Consider the following 18,191-nt stretch of genomic DNA (forward strand, 5'->3'; position numbering starts at 1 on the left):
AACATGGCCGGGGTGGGGAAATCCCCGGGCGTGGCCACACTGATCACGGGCCTGACCGCCTTCATGGCGGGGCTCGACAATCTGGTGGTCCTCATCGCGCTGCCCACCATCAGGGACGACCTTGGTGGCAGCCTGAAGGACCTGGAATGGACGGTGAACGCCTACACGCTGTCGTTCGCCGTGCTGATGATGTTCGGCGCCGCCCTGGGCGACAGGTTCGGGCGCCGCCGGATGTTCATCGCCGGTCTGCTGCTGTTCACCGCCGCGTCGGCCGGGGCCGCTCTGGCACCGGGCATCGGCGAGCTGATCGCCGCCCGCGTGGTCCAGGGTGTCGGCGCCGCCATCATCATGCCGCTCTCCCTCACCCTGCTCACCCACGCCGTGCCCGCGGCGAAGAGGGGCGCGGCCCTCGGCATCTACAGCGCGGTCAGCGGACTGTCCATCGCGGGCGGCCCCCTGGTGGGCGGTGTCGTCACGCAACACATCTCCTGGCACTGGATCTTCTGGATCAATGTGCCGGTGGGCCTGCTGCTCGCCCCGGCCGCCTGGCGCGGTCTGGCCGAGAGCCGCGGTCCGAACAACCGCCTGGACGTGCCGGGCACGGCCCTGATCAGCCTCGGCATCCTCGGCCTCGTCTACGGCCTGATCCGGGCGGGCGGCCACGACGGCTGGGGTTCCCCGCAGGTCCTGGGCCCCCTGGTGGCCGGTGCCGTGCTGATCGTCGCGTTCGTCCAGTGGGAGCTGCGCAGCAGCGCTCCGATGCTGCCCATGCGCATGTTCCGCAACCGGGCCTTCAGCGCCGTCAACGCCGGCGCCCTGCTGATGGCCTTCGGCATGTACGGCGTCGTCTTCCTCATCACGCAGTTCATGCAGAACATCCAGCACATGACGCCGACGGAGGCGGGCGTGCGGATGCTGGCGTGGACGGCGATGCCGATCGTGGTGGCGCCCGTCGCGGGCATGATGTCGGACCGGATCGGCGGACGTCCCGTGGCGGTCTTCGGACTCGTGATGCTTGCCGCCGGATTCGCCTACTGGGCGCTGGTGCTGAGCCCCGACGCGTCCTACGCCGAGCAACTGCCCGGCTTCCTCCTGGGCGGCGTAGGCGTCGCCTGCTTCTTCGCCCCGCTGTTCACCCTGACGATGAGCTCCGTCGACGCCTCCGAGCAGGGCATCGCCTCCGGCGCGAATTCGGCCGCCCGCGAGCTGGGAGCGCCGCTCGGCGTGACCGTCCTCACCACCGTCTTCATCCACAACGGCGGCTACGCGTCGGGCCAGAACTTCGTCGACGGCTTCGTGCCCGCCCTGTGGGTCGGTGCGGCGGCCATGGCGATCGCCGCGGTCGTGATGCTCTTCTCCACCCGGCCCGCCGGTGCGCAGGAGCAGCACAGCGGCGAACCGGCCCGGGACGCGGTCGCGCCGACCGCCTCGGCCACCCGCTGACACCTCGTACGCCGACCCGCGGCCCCACTCGACGACATCGCGTCGGGCCGCGGGTCGGCAGCACGTCATCCCTCCTCACGCCACCGGCAGAAAGGCCGTGCGCGACATGAAGGTTCTCTTCGCAAGCCTCGGAAACTACGGACACGTATTCCCCTTGATTCCGCTCGCCCGGGCGGCACATGCGGCTGGGCACGAGGTCTGGTTCGCCACCCACCAGCAGTTCCACCCGATCGTCGAGAAGGCGGCGCTGCGGCCGGTCACCAGCGGGCTCACCGTCCCCGAGGCGTTCATCGAGGCGGCCGGCGGCCAGGCGTTCCTGGAGGCCAACGGCGGTTCCGTGCAGGCCAGTGACATTCCGCCCGAGGTGTTGGCGGGCCTGGCCGTGAAGGCGTTCGGCTCGGTGCTGCCGCGCAGTGTGTTCGCGGATCTCACCCCGGTCCTCGACGCCGTCGGGCCGGATCTGGTCGTCTACGAGAGCCTCAATCCCGGAGCCGGCTTCGCGGCCGCGGCGGCGGGTGTGCCCGCCGTGTCCCAGAGCATCGGCCGGGTCTCGTCCGACCCGCTGATCCCGCGGGAGCTGTTCGCCACGGCGGGCGACCTGGGGGTGGCCGACAAGATCGGCCAGGATCCGGCCCTGGGCAACCCGTACATCGACATCTGCCCTCCTGTCGTGCAGAACCAGGAGTTCCTGGCCTCGGGTGTCCAGGTGATCCCGCAGCGGCCCACCCCCTTCAGCGAACCGGGCGAGCTGCCCGCGAGCGTCACCCAGGGGGAGGGCCCTCTGGTCTATCTGAGCTTCGGCACGGTGGTCGGCTCCGCGGAGCGGCTGCGCACCGTGATCGACGGCCTGCTGCCGTTGGACGTACGGGTCCTCGTCGCGACGAGCGCTCTGGTGGACCCGGCCGAGCTGGGTGAGCTGCCGGACCGGGTCGTCGCGCTTCCCTGGGTGCCGCAGGCCGAGGCACTGCGGCACGCCACCGCCGTCATCCACCATGGCGGCCATGGCACCACGCTGACCTCGCTGGCCGCGGGGCTGCCCCAGCTGATCCTGCCGGCGGAGAGCGACGGCTTCGGCAACGCGCCCGCGGTGCGCGCGACCGGAGCGGGCCGTCTGCTGCTCGGCGAGGACGTGTCCGCCGAGGCGGTGGAGACCGAGATGCGCGTCCTGTTGACCGACGGTGCGCACCAGGAGGCGGCCCGCAGGGTGGCCCGCGAGATCGCGGCCCTGCCCGGGCCGGCCGACACGGTCGCGAGGTTCCCCGAGTTCGTCGGCTGAAAGGCCCCCTACGCACCGTGCCCCGCGCTCATCTGCGAGCGCGGGGCACGGTGCGTAGGGGACGGCAGGCGGCGGTGGCGCGAGGCTCGTTCAGGAATGCGCGAGCGCCGCCGGGTCGACCCCCAGCTGCCGGAAGAGGTCGTCCATGTTCAGCTGGTCCCAGTGCTCGGCGAGCAGCCCGTCCTCCACCCTCCAGATGTCGATGGACTGGAAGTTCACCGAGCGGCCGGTCGCCGGTATGCCGAGGAACGTGCCCTGGTGGGTCGCGGAGTACTCCAGGCGGGCGGCCACCCGGTCCCCTTCCGAGATGACGTCGTGCAGCACGGCCTTCAGGTCGGGGAAGGCGGTGAACACCTGGACCCAGAAAGCCTGGTTGGCCTCGATGCCGTCGGCCACCACAGGGTTGTGGTCGATGTGTCCGGACGCCGTGTGCTCCGGCATGGTGCTGATGTCATGGCTGTTGATCATGTCCACGAAGCTCCGGACGAGAGCGTGGTGATTCTTCGACATGCCGGCCTCTCCTGACGGGGTTGGAGACGAACGATGTGGTCGAAGCATCGCCACCCGCGGTCGAATCCCCCTGGAGCATGCGCACGGGCGCGCGGTCGCGGCGAGCACCAGTGCGCTCCAGCGGAGCGCGAGGGACAGGCGAGGGGGGCGGCTTAGCGTCGGTTCGCGAACCGAATCAGCCACTGTCTGAAGGAGTCCCCATGGCCACCGAGGAGCACGAGTTCACGCTGCCCGGCGCGGACCTGCCGCAGCCCGACGAGGAGTTGCGGGGGCGGCGCGAGGCGGTCGTCATCGAGCACACCATCGCCGAGGGCGCCTGGGACATCGACGGGGTGCTCGCGACATTCCCGCGCGGCGGGGTGTACCGGGTCATCCCGTTCGAGGAGTCCCCGCTGATCGGTGAAGAGGCCATCAAAAAGGGCTACTTCGCCGAACTGCAGAAGGCGTTCCCGGTCGCCGACCACGGCCTGTTCCAGGTGCACCACACGCCGACCGCCGTGATCGTGGAGGCGCAGTTCCGTGCCAAGCAGGAGGCGGACTGGCGTGGTATCCCCAACCGCGGCAAGACCGTCGACGCCCCGGTGGCGATCTTCTTCCACTTCGACGGCGACGTGCTGATCGACGAGACCCTCTACTTCGACATGGCCACCTTCGCCCGCCAGCTCGCCTGACCCTCACGAAGCCGGCTCGCCCGTCATGGCCCGTAACGTTGAAAGGAAGTAGCAGGATGCAGCCCGAGGTGAACGGTGCCGAGGACTTCCTGGCGTCGGCGATGGTGTCGAAGTCCCCGCTGACCCCCGACGCGGGCGCCTTCCTCAAGGAACGGGAGGAGTCCGCCTCGTACGACGTCGAGCGGGTGCCACTGGCCGCTCTCCCGAATTGGCACCTCGGTGACCGGCTCAGCCGCGCGGACGGCAAGTTCTTCACGGTGGAAGGGCTCTTTGTACGGACGGATTTCGGACCTGTGCCGCACTGGTCCCAGCCGATCATCGTCCAGCCGGAGATAGGCATCCTGGGGATCATCGCCAAGCGGTTCGACGGCGTGCTCCATTTCCTCATGCAGGCGAAGATGGAGCCGGGGAACACCGCCTTCGTCCAGTACGCGGCGACCGTCCAGGCGACGCAGAGCAACTACCGACGCGTCCACGGCGGCAGAGCCACCCCGTATCTGGAGTACTTCCTGGAGGGCACGCGGCGACGTGTCCTGTTCGACCAACTCCTTTCCGAGCACGGCTTCTGGTACCTGTACAAGAGAAATCGGAACATGATCGTCGAGGTGCCCGAGGACGAGGAAGTACCTGTCGAGAACGATTTCACCTGGCTGACGCTGGGTCAGGTGCGCGAGCAGCTCATGCTGGGAAATCGCGTCAACATGAATGCCCGTACCGTGCTTTCCGGAATAGCCTACGGTGCTGCCGACGGCGACCGGCTCCTGCCATCCGCCGAGCAGCCTGACGGATTCCACGCCGAGCTCCTGAAGTCGCATCGGACGCCGTCTTCGGCCGACGACCTTTCCGGGGCGCTGACGTGGCTCTTCGACCGGAAAGCGACGTTCAGCCTGGACGTCAGGCGGACCAGTCTGCGGGACATGGACGAATGGATCGTCGACGACGACAGCATCCGTCATCGCGACGGCCGCATCTTCGACATCATCGGCACGTCGGTCCAGGCGACAAGCCGGGAGGTCGGCACGTGGTGGCAGCCCATGCTGGAGCCGCGCCCCGGAAACGTCGTGGCCCTGATCTGCCAACGGCGGGCCGGGGTACTGCGGTTCCTGGTCCAGGCCATGGTCCAGCCCGGCCTGACGGACCGTCTCGAACTCGCGCCCACCGTGCAGTTCTCTCCGGGCTACCACCGCGGCCCCCAGGACTTCCCGCCGCTGACGGAATATCTCGACGCACCCGAATCCTGGATCCGGCTGGACGCCGTCCAGTCGGAGGACGGCGGCCGCTTCTCCCGGGCGGACACGCGCCACCTGGTCGTCGAAATCCCCGAGGACCACGAGATCGAGGCGCCGGACAACTACCGGTGGATGACCCTCAATCTGCTCAACGGCCTGACTCAATTCGGATACCACGTCAACGTCGAGGCCCGGAGCCTGGCCGCATGTCTTCTGTGAAAGGGATCACCCTGGCCGGCGGCCCGCTCCCCGAACCGAACCCCGCCCGGATGCTGGAGGCAGCGCTGTGACCGAGAACTCCCCGCTCATCGTGGTGCTGGGCGCCGCAGGCTTCGTCGGATCCGCCGTGTTCCGCGAGCTGGCACGGCACCCGGTCCGGATACGGGCCGTCTCCCGCAGGAAGTGCCCTGTCCCCGAGGACGCCCGTGCCGAGATCGAGGTGCTCTCCGCGGATCTGACCGAGCCTGGCCGGATGGCCGCCGCCGTCGCCGGCGCCGATGTCGTCATCCACTCGCTGGCGTACATCGCAGGGGCGTCCACCTGGCGCATAGCGGATGGCGACACAGGAGCCGAACGCGTTCACGTGGGCCTGATGCAGGACCTGCTGCACGCCCTTGGCGACCGAGCCGATTCGAAGGCGCCGGCGACCGTCCTGTTCACGGGATCGGTCACGGCGGCCGGCCCTTCGGACAAGGAGGTCCTGGACGGCACCGAACCCGACCGGCCGAAGGGATATTACGAACGGCTGAAACTTCAGGCGGAGCGACTGCTGTTGGAGGCCGACGCGGCGGGAACGGTGCGTGGTGCCTCCCTGCGCCTGACCACGGTGTACGGCTACAGCGCCGGGTCCACCGCCCGGGACAAGGGCATCGTCTCCACGATGACGCGCCGCGCGGTGGCCGGCGAGCCCCTGACCATGTGGCACGACGGAACCGTCCGCCGGGACCTGCTCCACGCCGATGACGTCGCCCGCGCCTTCTGGGCCGCCATCCCCCGCATGGACGTCCTCGCGGGAAAGCGCTGGCTGCTCGGCACCGGCCAAGGGGCCCCGCTCGGGCCCCTGTTCAGCAGGGTCTCCGCGCTGGTCGCCGAACAGACGGGCAAGGAACCGGTGCCGGTGGTCTCCGTGGAGCCGCCGGAGTACGCCGAGGCCATCGACTTCCGGAGTGCGACCATCGACTCCTCCGCGTTCCGGGCCGCCACCGGCTGGAAACCGCAGGTGTCCCTTGAGGAGGGCCTGCGCATGACGACGGAGTTCTGCTCCAGCGGCCGGGAGACAGAGGTGTCCTGAGCCGGTCGTCGCGTAAGCATTCATCCCTGAAGGAGGAGAAGGTCGCGTGATCTACACACAGCTGGGCCGTACCGGTCTGCGGGTCAGCAGGCTGGCCCTCGGCACCGTCAACTTCGGTGGCCGGGTGGAGGAGCCGGAGGCGCACCGCCTCATGGACCACGCCCTGGAGCGGGGCATCAATCTGGTCGACACCGCCAACATCTACGGCTGGCGCGTCTACAAGGGCCACACCGAGGAGGTCATCGGCCGATGGCTCGGCAAGAGCCCCGCCCGCCGCGACCAGGTCGTCCTGACCACCAAGGTGGGCGACCCGATGGGCGAGGGCCCGAATGACCACGGCCTGTCCGCGCGCAACATCGTCGCAGCCTGCGAGGCATCGCTCAGGCGGCTGGGCACGGACTGGATCGACGTGTACCAGATGCATCACCTCGACCGGTCCGTGGGCTGGGACGAGGTGTGGCAGGCCATGGACCTCCTGGTCGCTCAGGGCAAGGTGCGCTACGTCGGCTCGTCCAACTTCGCCGGCTGGGACATCGCGTCCGCGCAGGCGGTCGCGCAGCGCAGGAACAGCCTGGGCCTGGTCACGGAGCAGTGCGTCTACAACCTGGTCACCCGGTACACGGAACTCGAGGTGATTCCCGCCGCCCAGGCGTACGGACTCGGTCTCTTCGCCTGGTCACCGCTGCACGGCGGCCTGCTCGGCGGCGTGCTCCGCAAGATGCGGACCAACTCCGCCGTCAAGTCCGCGCAGGGCCGTGCGTTGGAGGCCCTGGACGCGCAGCACGACACCATCGAGGCCTACGAGAAGCTCTGTGCCGATCACGGCCTGGACCCGGCGGTGGTCGGTATGGCCTGGACACTGTCCCGCCCCGGTGTGACGGGTGTGGTGATCGGGCCTCGGACGGAGCAGCACATCGAGGGCGCACTCGAAGCTCTGGAGTGTGCGCTGCCGGAGTCGGTGCTGGCCGAGCTCGACGAACTCTTCCCGCCGGTCGGTCGAGGTGGCCCCGCCCCCGACTGCTGGCTGACCTGACCTGAAGCGTCTCGCCCGCATCGACGCCCGCCTCACCGAAACGCCATGTGCCGGCACACGCGCCGGCCGCTTCGCAGCACTGGGCCCCGCCGAGCCGATGCTCGACGGGGCCGTGTAGTCCCCCCGGACGTCAGGCCGTGGCGCGGACCCGGCGCATGGTGCGGGCGTACAGCGGCGGGCCCAGCAGGCGCCACAGCAGGCGGACGGGTGCGGGCACGTTGCCGAGCATGATCGCGCGTTCGCGCTCGTCGGCGTCCTCCATGACCATGCCGAAGAACTTGAACAGCTTGGTCTTGGGGGTGTGTTGCGCGAAGTGATCGCCCAGTGCGCCGAACTCCTTGGCGGTGAGGAACCGTTCGGCGAGAGGCAGCAGGTGTGCCTCCTCGTCGTCGAGGTGCTCGACCAGTACGGTGCGGTGCTCCTCGATCGCGGCCACGAGGCGGTCGCGGGTCTCCGCGTCCGCCGTGGGTGACCACTTCTTGACCAGGTCGTCGGCCGCGTCGAGGGTCTCGACGACCCGCTCGTGCTCGGCCTCCATGCGCAGGACGACCTCGCGTTCGGGTCCGACCCGGGCGAGCATCGGCGGCCACAGCAACTCGTCCTCGCCCTGGTGGTGGTTGATCAGCCCGGTGCGCAGGTCGGTGAAGTGCTCGGCGAGGACGGCGGCGCGCTTGACGTCCCCCGGGGCGACCGCGGCGATCATCTCGCCGATCAGCCGGAGCTCCCGCCGGAAGGCACGGTGGACGATCGCCATCTCCTGGGCGTCGAACCCGCCGTACCCGGAGTCGCTCCCGGGAGCCTGGGACTGGTCGGACGTGGACGAGGTCATGTACGTGTTCCTTTCGTGGGGGTTACCGGACTCGGGAACCGGGATCGTCTCCAGCTTGACGTGGGAGCGCTCGAATTCCGCTTGAGCCGCCGGCGGTGGGCGTGCTCCGGGGCGGTCGGATCGCCTTCGGCGGGAGAGGGCTCAAGGCAGGCCCGCTGACCGCGCCCGCACCGCTCCACCCGGTCTTGAGCAGCGGCTTCTACCGTAGTCGCCATGGATCTCAGTGGCCTGGAAATCAGCGAACTCGCCCTCCCGGACGTGTTCCTGGTCTCGCCCCGGGCCGTCGAGGACGAGGCCGGCGTGCGCTACGAGGCGTTCCGCCAGGACCACGTCGAGGAGGCGGTCGGACGGCCCTTCGCGATCCGCTGCAGCGAACTGTCGGTCGCACGGCGCCGGGTGCTGCGCGGTGTCCACGGCACCACGGGCCCGGACAGCCGTGCCAGGCTGTTCGGCTGTGTGCGGGGCGCCGCCGTGCACGTCGTGGTGGACCTGCGGGTCGGCTCCCCGGACTTCGGCCGGTACGAGACGGTCTGGCTGGACCACCGCAACGTGTCCGGGGTGTTCGTCCCCGAAGGCTTCGGCCATGCCTGGCTCGCCCTGCAGGACGACACGGCCGTCGCCTGTCACAGCTCCCGGCCGTACACGGCGGAATCCGCCTACACGGTCAGCGCGCTCGACCCCGCGCTCGCCCTGCCCTGGGGGCTCACCGAGGCGCCGGTGATGACCGACGACGACCTGGCCGCGCCCACCGTCCAGGAGGCGTTGGCCAAAGGGCTGCTGCCGGCCTACGAGGACTGCCTCAGGCTGTACGGCCGTCCCACGCTCGCCACCGACTGAGCCACCGACTGAGCCACCGAGGTTCCGGCTCGCCTCTCTGTCGGACCTGTCGGACCTGTCGGACCTGTCGGACCTGTCGGACCGGAGGCCCCGCGTGTCATGCGGACACGCGGGGCCTCCGTCATGTCCGGGACGCCCGTCGACCGGCCGGCGGCCCGTCCCGCTGACCATGAATAACTCATGCCCTGAGCAGGACGGAGACACCCGGCAGAGGAGGAGTGACGCACTGTCCGGGCGGCGGACCGCATGGGATGTTCGAGGTCCGACGACAGAGACAAGGGGGGCCCGCATGCGAATCTTCGTTCTGGGGTCTTTGGACGCCGAGCTGAGGGGCGTTCCGATCCTGCCCACGGCGGCCAAGCCGCGGCAGATCCTGACGCTCCTCGCCATCTACGCCAACCAGGTCCTGCCGGTCTCCGCGCTGATGGAGGAGATCTGGGGAGACGCCCCGCCGCGCAGCGCGCTCACCACGCTGCAGACGTACATCCTCCAGCTGCGGCGCTGCATGGAGAACGCGCTCGAAGGAGAACCCGGCGGCTCCAAGGAACTGCTGCTGACCCGGCACGGGGGATACCTCCTGCACGCCGAGCCGGGCAGCATCGACGTCCACGAGTACGACCGGCTGTCCTCTCTCGGCCAGCGCGCCTTCGACCGGGGTGACAACCAGGAGGCCGCGCGGCTGTTCCGGGAGGCCCTCGGCCTGTGGCGGGGCCCGGCCCTGGTCGACGTACGCACCGGGCCGCTGCTCGAGATCGAGGCGATGCGGCTGGAGGAGAGCCGTCTCGGGGTGCTGGAGCGGCGCAACGACGTCGAGCTCCGGCTCGGCCGCCATGCCGAACTGCTCACCGAACTCACCGCGTTGACCGCCCGGCACCCGCTGCACGAGGGCCTGCACGCCCAGTCCATGGTGGCCTTCTACCGGGCCGGGCGCCCCTCCGCCGCGCTCGAGGTCTTCCAGAACCTGCGCACCCACCTCGTGGAGGACCTGGGCATCGAGCCCTCACAGCGGTTGCAGCGTCTGCAGCGGGCCGTGCTCGGAAGCGACCCGGCACTGGACGTCGACCCCGGGACCGGGCGGGTGCTCGACCGCTTCACCGGGTGACCGTCCAGGGAGGATCCGTGCGAGTGCTGTTCTCGGGGGGCCTCGGTCTGCCGGCCGTGCTGCGACTGGTCCTGCTCGCCAGGGCGTTGCAGGCGGCCGGTAACGAGGTCCGCTTCTGCTGTCCGGCCCGGGCCCGCCACCGCGTGGCCCGGGCCGGACTCGTCCCGGTGCTGGCAGATCCGCAGCGGTTCGGCCGGGCCTGGCGGCCCGACCTGGTGGTCCACGATCCGCTGTGCCCCGACTCGACCGCCATGGCGGCCATGTCCGGGGTGCCCACCATCGGCTATCTTCCGTACGCCCACCCGCCGTTGTCGCCGCGGCCGACCGTCTGGATCGACCCCTGTCCCCCGCCGCTGCGGGAACGACCGGAGCCCGGTGCCTGGCATGTGCGCTGTGACGCCTACGAGTTGCCCGGAAAGCCGGCGCCCTGGCTCACCGGGTCGTCGCTGCTGCCGCGCGTCTGCATCACCGGAGTGCCCGCCGGGAGTCGGCCCGAGGACCGGCGCCGCGCGCGACTCTTCCGGCGCGTCGCCGAGGGCGTCGAGAGTCTCGGCCTGCAACTCCTCGTGCTGACCGGCGACGACCACCCCTGGAGCCTGCTGCTGCCCGGCTGCGTCGTCGTCGTGCACGGCGGGGACGAGGGGGTCGTGTACGCGGCCGCCCGGTTCGGGGTCTCCCAGCTGGTGCTGCCGGCGGGGGAGGAGGAACGGCGGGCCGGGGCGCGCCTGGAGCAGGCCGGCATCGGCCGCTGCCTCCCCGACGACGAGCTGGCGGGCGACCCCAGCATGCTCCGGCTGCGCTTCCACATCGCCGAGCTGGTCAACGGCGGTCGTGTGCTGCCCGCGGCCGCCCGCCTGGGCCGGACCATCGCCCGCATGCCGTCGCCGGGGGACCTCGTCCCGGGCATCGAGGCGCTGACGCGCTGACGCGCTGACGTCGGGGAGAAGGAGCGAGAAGGAGTGGGAAGGAGTGGGAAGGAGTGAGGAGGGATCGGCGCGAGAGCGAGAGAAACAGATCGCGAGAGAAACAGAACGCGAGAGCGACAGGAACAGAAGAGCAGCGGGAAAAACGACGGGCCCGCGCCGCCGGGGGATGTACGGCGCGGGCCCGTCGGTCCGGACGGCCCTGCGGATCAGGTCTCAGGAGCGGGGCCGCGTCATGAGCCAGTCTGCCGGCCGGGTCTGGAAGACGGCTCGAACACGGGTCGGCCGACCGTGCGCCGGTCAGCGGGATCCGTCGGGCTGATCCGGGGTGAGCCGCGGCGGCGTCGTCCAGGTGAGGCCGATCGACTCGCAGGAGGTGGCGGGGCCGGCCCAGGGATCCTCGCCGTGGATGTCGAGGATCTGCTCGCGCAGCCACAGGTCGAAGGGGTGCTTCGACTCCAGCCAGCGCTTCCTGGTCCGCTCCGGGTCCGCGGTCTCGAAGTGCACGATCACGTAGTCCCGTTCGGGCCGCGGGTCGATGCGGAGCACCTCGTGGGTGATGCCGAGCCTGCGCCGGGAGGCCTCGTACTCGCGCCGGCGCGGTCCCTGCAGCTCCTGGGTGAGCCGGTCCCAGGCCACGGGCTTGGCGTTGCGCAGCGGCACGGTGCGCATCACGGACCGGGTGCCCTCCGCGGCGCGCCGGCCGCCCTTGCGGGGCGCCAGCATCCGCATGCCGAGCGCGGCGAACATGTTGGACGCCACACCGTGCGCCCAGCGCTCGGCGATCCTGCCCTCCTCGTCGAACCGCCAGATGACGATGCCGACGGACAGGAACTTCCGGCCGGTGGGCGCGATGCCGAGCAGGTCGCCCAGGTGAGTGCCCCGCCAGGTGTTGTGGATGACGACCATGTCGTCGTGCGCGCTGATGTCCTCGATGGTGACGTGGAAGTCGGGGAACGCCTCGCGCAGTCCGGCGATGGTGTACTTCACGCCCTCGGCGCCCTCGGGCGCGCCGGGCAGGCCCTCGTGGTCGACGACGTCCGGCCGGTAGAGCTCGTCCACGAGCGAGAAGTCGCCCTGGTTGACGAACTCGGCGAAGACGCGCCGGATGGTCGCTTTGTTGCGTTCCTCGGTGCTCTCCCACGCTGTCAGCGTCGGGTTCGTGGTGGTCGCAGTGGTCACAGCAGCAGTCCTCTCGTCGTGAGCGTGGGTGCCTACGAACGCGCTCACGCCGCGGTCGCGGCGGCGTCCGAGGCCGAGGCCGAGGCCCACCGCGTGGCGTAGGCGACGTGTTCGTGTTCCGTGGTGTGCAGGGTGCGGGACCAGCCGAGCTTCAGCAGCCGGTCGCGCAGCCAGATGGCGGCCGGGTTCTGCAGGGCGCCCATCACGCCGATGCGGTGCGCGAGCAGCTGCATCGGCCGGGTGCGCTCCTGCCGCTCGGCCTCGTAGGCACGCAGCGCCCCGGTGACGGCGGCACCGGGTGCGGCGAGGTGTTCGGCCAGTACGAGGGCGTCCTCGATGGCCAGGCAGGCGCCCTGCCCGATGTTGAAGCTGACGGCGTGCGCGGCGTCGCCGAGCAGGGTGACCCGGCCCCGCCCCCAGACGGGGTCGGGCTTGCGGTCCACCACGTCGCCGCGCAGGATGCTCTCCGGCACGGTGGCGTCGAGGATCTGCCGCACCGGGTCGGTCCAGCCGGCGTGCCGGGCGCGCAGCATGTCCAGGGTCTGCTCGGGCGTGCCCTCGTCGCGCCCGCCTGCGGGCCCGTTGGCGACACTCATCCAGTGCACGACGCCGGGGGCGATGTCGTAGTAGGTGAAGCGGGTCCCGGGACCGAACAGGGCCTGGAAGCTGCCGGGCGGGAACTCCTCGGGACTCATCCTGGCGTGGCCGCGCCAGGCGATGTAGCCGGTGTAGTCGGGCGGCTGGGGGCCGAGCAGCTTGGCGCGCACGGCGGAGCGGACGCCGTCGGCGCCGACCAGCAGGTCGCCGTCCTCGGAGGTGCCGTCGGCGAAGTGGAGGCTCACCCCGTCGGCGTGCTCGGTGTACCCGGTGACCTCGGCGCCGGTGACGATGGGCGCGGTCACGGCGTCGCGCAGGATGCCGTGCAGGTCGGAGCGGCCGATGGCGACCGTGGGCTGCCCGTAGCGCTCGACGAACTCGCCCACCGGGTAGGTGCCGATGACCCGGCCGGTCGAGGTCGCGAAGTGGCACACGGACTGGGCGGGGGCGATCTCGGCGACCCGGTCGGCGAGCCCGAGGTGGGCCAGGGCGAGCATGCCGTTGGTGAAGATGTGCAGTCCGGCGCCGCCGTCGCGCAGTTGCGGCGCGCGCTCGAAGACGACGGAGTCGATGCCCTGCTGCTGCAGGGCCAGTGCGGTGGCGATACCGCCGAGCCCGCCGCCGGCGATGAGAACTCGGCGTATGGGACGGAGTGCGGTTACGGACATTGCTTTCTCCCGGAGGTCGGGGCGGATGGCTCGGGGGAACGGGGGAACGGGGGAACGGGGGATCAGCGGCTCAGCTGGGGCATCTCGCTGGCCGGATAGCGGTCGCCGGCCGTGATGCCGTACGGGGCGATGGAGTCGATCGCCGCCAGGACGTCGTCGGAGAGGTGCAGGTCGCTCGCGGAGACGTTCTCCTCCAGGTAGGTGCGCCGCTTGGTGCCGGGGATGGCGACGACGTCCTGGCCGCGGGAGAGCACCCAGGCGAGCGCGAGGCGGCTCACGGTGGTGCCGGCCGCGGCGGCGAGATCGCTGAGCTGGTCGACGACGGGCAGGTTCCGGCGGATGTTCTCGTCCTCGAAACGGGGCGCGATGCGCCGGAAGTCGAAGCCGCCCTCGGCGATGTCGGAGGTGCCGCGGATGGTGCCGCTCAGGAATCCGCGGCCGAGCGGGCTGTAGGCCACGAAGCCGATGCCCAGCTCGCGCACGGTCTCCAGCACGCCGTTGACCTCGACGTCCCGGGTGAACAGCGAGTACTCGGTCTGTACGGCGGTCAGCGGATGCACGGCGTGGGCGCGCCGAATGGTCGCGGGCCCCGCCTCGGAGATCCCCAGGTGCCGGACGAGTCCGGCCTCCACGAGGCCGGCGAGCGCGCCGAAGGACTCCTCCACGGGGACGTCGGGGTCGACCCGGTGCAGGTAGTAGAGGTCGAGGTGGTCGGTGCCCAGGCGGCGCAGGCTGCCCTCGATCGACCGGCGGATGTAGTCGGGGCGGCCGTTGACCCGCCAGGTGAGTTGGCCGTCGGCGTCGATCTCGCTGCCCACCTTGGAGGAGAGCACGACCTCGTCTCGGCGCCCGGCGACGGCGCGGCCGATCAGCTCCTCGTTGGCGTACGGGCCGTACATGTCGGCGGTGTCCAGCAGGGTGACGCCGAGTTCCAGCGCCCGGTGGAGGGTGGCGAGCGCCTCGGTCGCGTCCGTCTCGCCGTACCCGATCGTCATGCCCATGCAGCCGAGACCCTGGGCGGAGACGTCCAGCCCGGTCTTTCCCAACGTGCGATGTTCCATTGCCACTTGATGCCTCCTGGAGTTGCGTTGCGTCTGATGACTGAGGTGACGGCGACTCAGGCCGGCAGCGGTGCCCGCCAGGTCACCGAGAGCCCGGTGTAGACGTACCGGCTGGCCTCGATGCCGAGCAGCACGATCCGGTCGCCGGGCCGGATGCGCCCCGAGGTCCAGCCCGCGTCCAGCGACAGCGGCACCGCGGCCGAACCGGTGGCGCCCACATCGGCCAGGTTCTCCACGATCCGCCCGGTGAGCGCCTGGTTGTCCTCGGCGGACAGTCCGGCGGCCTGGTACTCGCCGGCGAAATAGTCGGCGTTCCCCTCCGGCAGCACGATCGCGTCGAACTCCCCGAGCGCCCGGCCCTCCCCCCGCGCCATCTCCTGGATCGCGCGGACGAACACCTGCGGCCCGAACGTGGAGGTGCCGGGCACGTCGATCTTCATCTGGATCAGCTGGCGCCGGCGCAGCTGCTCCGCCTGCGACACGTCCGTACCGCCGCCGATGATCTCCATACCGGGCTTGCGCAGGCCGCCCACACAGGCGTTGACGAAGGTGGACTCCTCCGCCGACGCCCCCGCCGGCTCGGCCCGCAGCACCACGGCACCCGCGCCGTCGCCGAACGTGTACAGCGTCAGCCGGTCCCGCATCCGCACGCGCGCCGGGTCCTTGTCCAGGAAGAGCGGAGCCATCAGCGGCGAGACGGCCTCGCTCCCCACCACGAGGGCGGTGCGCGCCGTCCCGTCGGCCAGCTGCCGCCGGGCCAGGTCCAGCGCCTGCACCCAGCCCGCGCAGGCCCCGCGGATCTCGATCGCGGCCACGCTCTCCAGTCCCAGGTAGTGCTGCAGCGTTGTGGCGACGTTGGGCAGCGTGTACTCCGGGGTCGCGGTGCACACCACGATCAGGTCGACCTCGCCGGGCTCCACACCGGCCCGTTCCAGGGCCTGCCGGGAGGCCCGCTCGGCCATCCGGCTGTTGTTGATCACGTGCTTGCCCGTGACCGGGTCGATCATCCAGTACCGGGTCCTGACCTGGATGCCGTCGAGGACGTCGTCGGGCAGCGGCCCGACATACTTCTCCAGCGTGGCGTTGTCCAGCGGGTCACCGGGCACATAGCCGCCGGTGGACAGGATCCTCACGTCGTACGCGGTGGTCATCGGCCGGACTCCGTTCCGGAGAGAGGGGTGGGGGACAGGACGAGCGACGTGTGGGTGCCGCCGAGGGACGAGCTGTTGACCAGGACCGGGCCGGGTTCCCCGCCTTCGCGCCAGGCGCCGACGGCGAGGACCGCCGACAGGTGGGCACCCGCGCCGACCGGCTCGCCGAGGACCCGCTTCGGAGCCTCGAACCGCACCTGGCCCATGTCGAACACCCGCTCCACGGCGGCCTGTTCGGGACGGTCGACGGCAGCCAGACCCGCCGCGTTCGCCCAGACGGCGAAGACGTCGTCCGGCCCGAGCCCGGCGCCGCGCAGCGCCTCGCGCATCGCCCGCTCCACGCCGTCGCCGGACGGGTCCCAGCGGCCGATGCCGCACGCGTCCGACGCGGTCGCGTGCCCCAGGACCACGGCGTGGACCCGGGCGCCGCGCCGCTCGGCACTCGCCCGGCGCTCCAGCACCAGCGCGATGCCGGCCTCGGCGAGCGTGTACCGGCGCCCGGCCGCCGTGCCGAACAGCGGGATGCCGCGGTACGCGTCCAGCGTGCCCGGTGAGAACGCCTCCACCGCGGGCACCAGCAGGCGCTCTGCGCGCCCGGCGCGCAGCATGTCGTACGCGACACCCAGGGCGGCGGCGCCCGCCGCGTGCCCCGACGTCAGCGTCGACGTCGGCCCCTTGGTGCCCAGAGCCATGGCGACCTGGCCGGCCGCACCGTTGTACACGGTGGACGGGAACACGGCCGGGTTCGCGGCCTGCGCGCCCGAGGACAGCACCGGGACGGTGAACCGTTCGCTGCTCTCCATCGGCCCGATCTGGGTGCCGACCACCACGCCGGTCGCGGCGACGGCGTCCGCGTCGCCGTCCGCCCCGGCATGCGCCAGGGCGGCCCGGCACGCGGCGACGGCGAGCTGGGAGGCCCGGTCCATGCGCCGGCGCTCCTTGGCGGAGCCGGCGGCCGAGCGGTCGAACTCGACCCGGGCCAGGCGCAGTCCGTCCTCCGGCACACCCTGCCGACGCCCGGCCGCGTACGCCTCCCAGAGCGCCTCGGCCCCCTCGCCGGCCGAGGTGATCACACCGAACCCGGTCACCACGACGTCGTCCGGGCCGGCGGCCGGAGCCGGCACAGCGGCGCCGCCGGGGCGGGCGAAGGCGACGGTGGCGTTGGCGCCGGCGAACCCGAAGTTGTTGGACAGCGCGGTGTCCAGCACCATCGGGCGGCCCGTCCCCGCCACCGGGTCGAGACCGCAACCCGGATCCCGTCCGGTGAAGTTCGCGGTGGGCGGCGCCACCTGGTCGCGCAGGGCCAGCACCGTGACGATGCCCTCCACCGCGCCGGCCGCGCCGAGCAGATGGCCGATCATCGACTTGGTGCTGGACAGCGCGGTCTTCTCGGCGGCGTCGCCGAGCGCGGCACGCACCGCGTTGCTCTCCGCCGTGTCGTTCTTCGGCGTACCGGTGCCGTGCCCGTTGACGTACCGGACGTCGTCGGGGGTCAGGCCCGAGGAGGAGACGGCCGCACGGATCGCCCGCGCCGCGCCCTCGCCCTCGGGGTGCGGTGCCGTCGGGTGGTGGCCGTCGGCGGACAGGCCGTAGCCCAGCACCTCGGCGACGACCGGGGCACCGGTCCGCTCGGCCACCGCCCCCGACAGCAGCAGGAGCATGCCGCTGCCCTCGCCCAGCGACAGACCCGAGCGGTCCTTGGAGTAGGGGGCCGCGGGCTGCACGGAGAGCGACTCCAGGCTGCTGAACCCGGCGTACGCCGACTCGGTGAAGGCGTCGCTGCCGCCGACGAGCATCGCGTCGGCCCGGCCCGCCCGGATCACCTCCAGGGCGTGGGCGAGCGCGTGCGCGCTGGAGGCGCAGGCCGTGTTGGCACTGAGTACCGGCCCCTTGAGGCCGAAGGCGGCGGAGAGCGCCTCGGCGCCGGCCTGCGGCGGGACGAACGTGTAGCGGTGCCAGTCGGGCGTGCGGCCCTCCTGCACCTCGCGCAGGGCGAGTTCGCCGCTGCGCAGACCGCCGTGGCAGGTGCCGTACGCGACGCCCCAACGCTCTGCGGGGATGTCCACGCCGACCCGCAGGCCCGAGCCGGCCATGGCCTCCTCGGCGGCGGTCAGCGCGAAGTCGATGGATGAATCGTGGGTGTCGGAGCCCGGGGCGTAGTCGTGGACGGGGAAGGGGGGTTCGGTGATCTCGCCGCCCACAGCGGTCTGGTAGCCGTCCATGGACAGGCCGCGCACGGGCGAGATCGCCACCCGCCCCGCGCGCACCCCCTCCCACAGGGCCTCGGCCGAACCGCCCTGCGAGGTGATCGCACCCACTGAGGCGATCACGACGCGGACGGTCTGGTCAGGAACGTCAGTCATGCGTCTGCTTCCCTCTCTGGACAGG

Annotated in this window: 16 protein-coding genes; 9 read left to right on the forward strand and 7 right to left on the reverse strand. The window is 71.3% G+C overall.

From position 1 onward, the window contains the following. Nucleotides 1-3 precede the first annotated feature (3 nt). Together ACWD5D_RS05405 and ACWD5D_RS05410 are read left to right on the forward strand one after the other, a co-directional pair. Nucleotides 4-1,443 carry a DHA2 family efflux MFS transporter permease subunit gene (locus ACWD5D_RS05405; protein ID WP_451371583.1) on the forward strand — a complete coding sequence of 480 codons (1,440 nt, stop codon included), beginning with the start codon at nt 4-6 and terminating at the stop codon, nt 1,441-1,443. 154 nt (nt 1,444-1,597) lie between these two features. After that, complete coding sequence (locus ACWD5D_RS05410) at nt 1,598-2,719, forward strand: glycosyltransferase (RefSeq protein ID WP_451371451.1); 1,122 nt, start codon at nt 1,598-1,600, stop codon at nt 2,717-2,719. A 90-nt stretch (nt 2,720-2,809) separates the two neighbouring features. Here the strand turns inward: ACWD5D_RS05410 and ACWD5D_RS05415 are convergent, their stop codons facing one another. Further along, nucleotides 2,810-3,229 (reverse strand): ester cyclase, encoded by a 420-nt coding sequence (locus tag ACWD5D_RS05415; RefSeq protein ID WP_451371452.1) that lies wholly within the window; start codon nt 3,227-3,229, stop codon nt 2,810-2,812. 200 nt (nt 3,230-3,429) lie between these two features. Here ACWD5D_RS05415 and ACWD5D_RS05420 point away from each other — a divergent pair, with 200 nt between their 5' ends. The 4 genes from ACWD5D_RS05420 to ACWD5D_RS05435 all read left to right on the forward strand — a co-directional run bounded on the left by ACWD5D_RS05420 (nt 3,430) and on the right by ACWD5D_RS05435 (nt 7,453). Next, nucleotides 3,430-3,900, forward strand: coding sequence for a nuclear transport factor 2 family protein (locus ACWD5D_RS05420; protein WP_451371453.1), 471 nt, complete (start codon nt 3,430-3,432; stop codon nt 3,898-3,900). A gap of 56 nt (nt 3,901-3,956) precedes the next feature. After that, entirely contained in the window at nt 3,957-5,348 is a 1,392-nt protein-coding gene (locus ACWD5D_RS05425) for an NDP-hexose 2,3-dehydratase family protein (RefSeq protein ID WP_451371454.1), read from the forward strand. A gap of 67 nt (nt 5,349-5,415) precedes the next feature. After that, on the forward strand, nt 5,416-6,420 hold the full coding sequence (locus ACWD5D_RS05430; protein WP_451371455.1) for an NAD-dependent epimerase/dehydratase family protein: 1,005 nt from the start codon (nt 5,416-5,418) through the stop codon (nt 6,418-6,420). A gap of 46 nt (nt 6,421-6,466) precedes the next feature. After that, the gene (locus ACWD5D_RS05435) at nt 6,467-7,453 is read left to right on the forward strand and encodes an aldo/keto reductase (RefSeq protein ID WP_451371456.1); all 987 of its coding nucleotides are present in this window, start codon (nt 6,467-6,469) and stop codon (nt 7,451-7,453) included. A gap of 130 nt (nt 7,454-7,583) precedes the next feature. Here ACWD5D_RS05435 and ACWD5D_RS05440 read toward each other — a convergent pair whose 3' ends face one another. Continuing rightward, the gene (locus ACWD5D_RS05440) at nt 7,584-8,282 is read right to left on the reverse strand and encodes a hemerythrin domain-containing protein (RefSeq protein ID WP_451371457.1); all 699 of its coding nucleotides are present in this window, start codon (nt 8,280-8,282) and stop codon (nt 7,584-7,586) included. 213 nt (nt 8,283-8,495) lie between these two features. On the opposite strand from ACWD5D_RS05440, the gene ACWD5D_RS05445 reads away from it, so the two are divergent. The 3 genes from ACWD5D_RS05445 (at nt 8,496) to ACWD5D_RS05455 (ending at nt 11,147) form a co-directional block, all read left to right on the forward strand. Beyond that, complete coding sequence (locus ACWD5D_RS05445) at nt 8,496-9,119, forward strand: dTDP-4-dehydrorhamnose 3,5-epimerase family protein (protein WP_451371458.1); 624 nt, start codon at nt 8,496-8,498, stop codon at nt 9,117-9,119. A gap of 289 nt (nt 9,120-9,408) precedes the next feature. Beyond that, a complete protein-coding gene (locus ACWD5D_RS05450; RefSeq protein ID WP_451371459.1) occupies nt 9,409-10,221 on the forward strand; it encodes an AfsR/SARP family transcriptional regulator in 813 nt (270 codons plus the stop codon). 17 nt (nt 10,222-10,238) lie between these two features. Further along, the gene (locus ACWD5D_RS05455) at nt 10,239-11,147 is read left to right on the forward strand and encodes a glycosyltransferase (protein ID WP_451371460.1); all 909 of its coding nucleotides are present in this window, start codon (nt 10,239-10,241) and stop codon (nt 11,145-11,147) included. Nucleotides 11,148-11,444: 297 nt separating this feature from the next. Here ACWD5D_RS05455 and ACWD5D_RS05460 read toward each other — a convergent pair whose 3' ends face one another. The 5 genes from ACWD5D_RS05460 to ACWD5D_RS05480 all read right to left on the reverse strand — a co-directional run bounded on the left by ACWD5D_RS05460 (nt 11,445) and on the right by ACWD5D_RS05480 (nt 18,166). Beyond that, nucleotides 11,445-12,326 (reverse strand): ester cyclase, encoded by an 882-nt coding sequence (locus ACWD5D_RS05460; RefSeq protein ID WP_451371461.1) that lies wholly within the window; start codon nt 12,324-12,326, stop codon nt 11,445-11,447. Nucleotides 12,327-12,370: 44 nt separating this feature from the next. Continuing rightward, nucleotides 12,371-13,591, reverse strand: coding sequence for an FAD-dependent monooxygenase (locus ACWD5D_RS05465; RefSeq protein ID WP_451371462.1), 1,221 nt, complete (start codon nt 13,589-13,591; stop codon nt 12,371-12,373). 62 nt (nt 13,592-13,653) lie between these two features. Continuing rightward, nucleotides 13,654-14,652, reverse strand: a complete 999-nt coding sequence (locus ACWD5D_RS05470) for an aldo/keto reductase (protein ID WP_451371584.1) — start codon at nt 14,650-14,652, stop codon at nt 13,654-13,656. Between the two features lie 56 nt (nt 14,653-14,708). After that, entirely contained in the window at nt 14,709-15,803 is a 1,095-nt protein-coding gene (locus ACWD5D_RS05475) for a 3-oxoacyl-ACP synthase III family protein (protein ID WP_451371463.1), read from the reverse strand. After that, nucleotides 15,800-18,166, reverse strand: coding sequence for a beta-ketoacyl synthase N-terminal-like domain-containing protein (locus tag ACWD5D_RS05480; RefSeq protein WP_451371464.1), 2,367 nt, complete (start codon nt 18,164-18,166; stop codon nt 15,800-15,802). The genes ACWD5D_RS05475 and ACWD5D_RS05480 overlap by 4 nt, the downstream gene beginning before the upstream one ends. Between the last annotated feature and the right edge of the window lie 25 nt (nt 18,167-18,191).

The organism is Streptomyces sp. NPDC002520 (assembly GCF_053595235.1).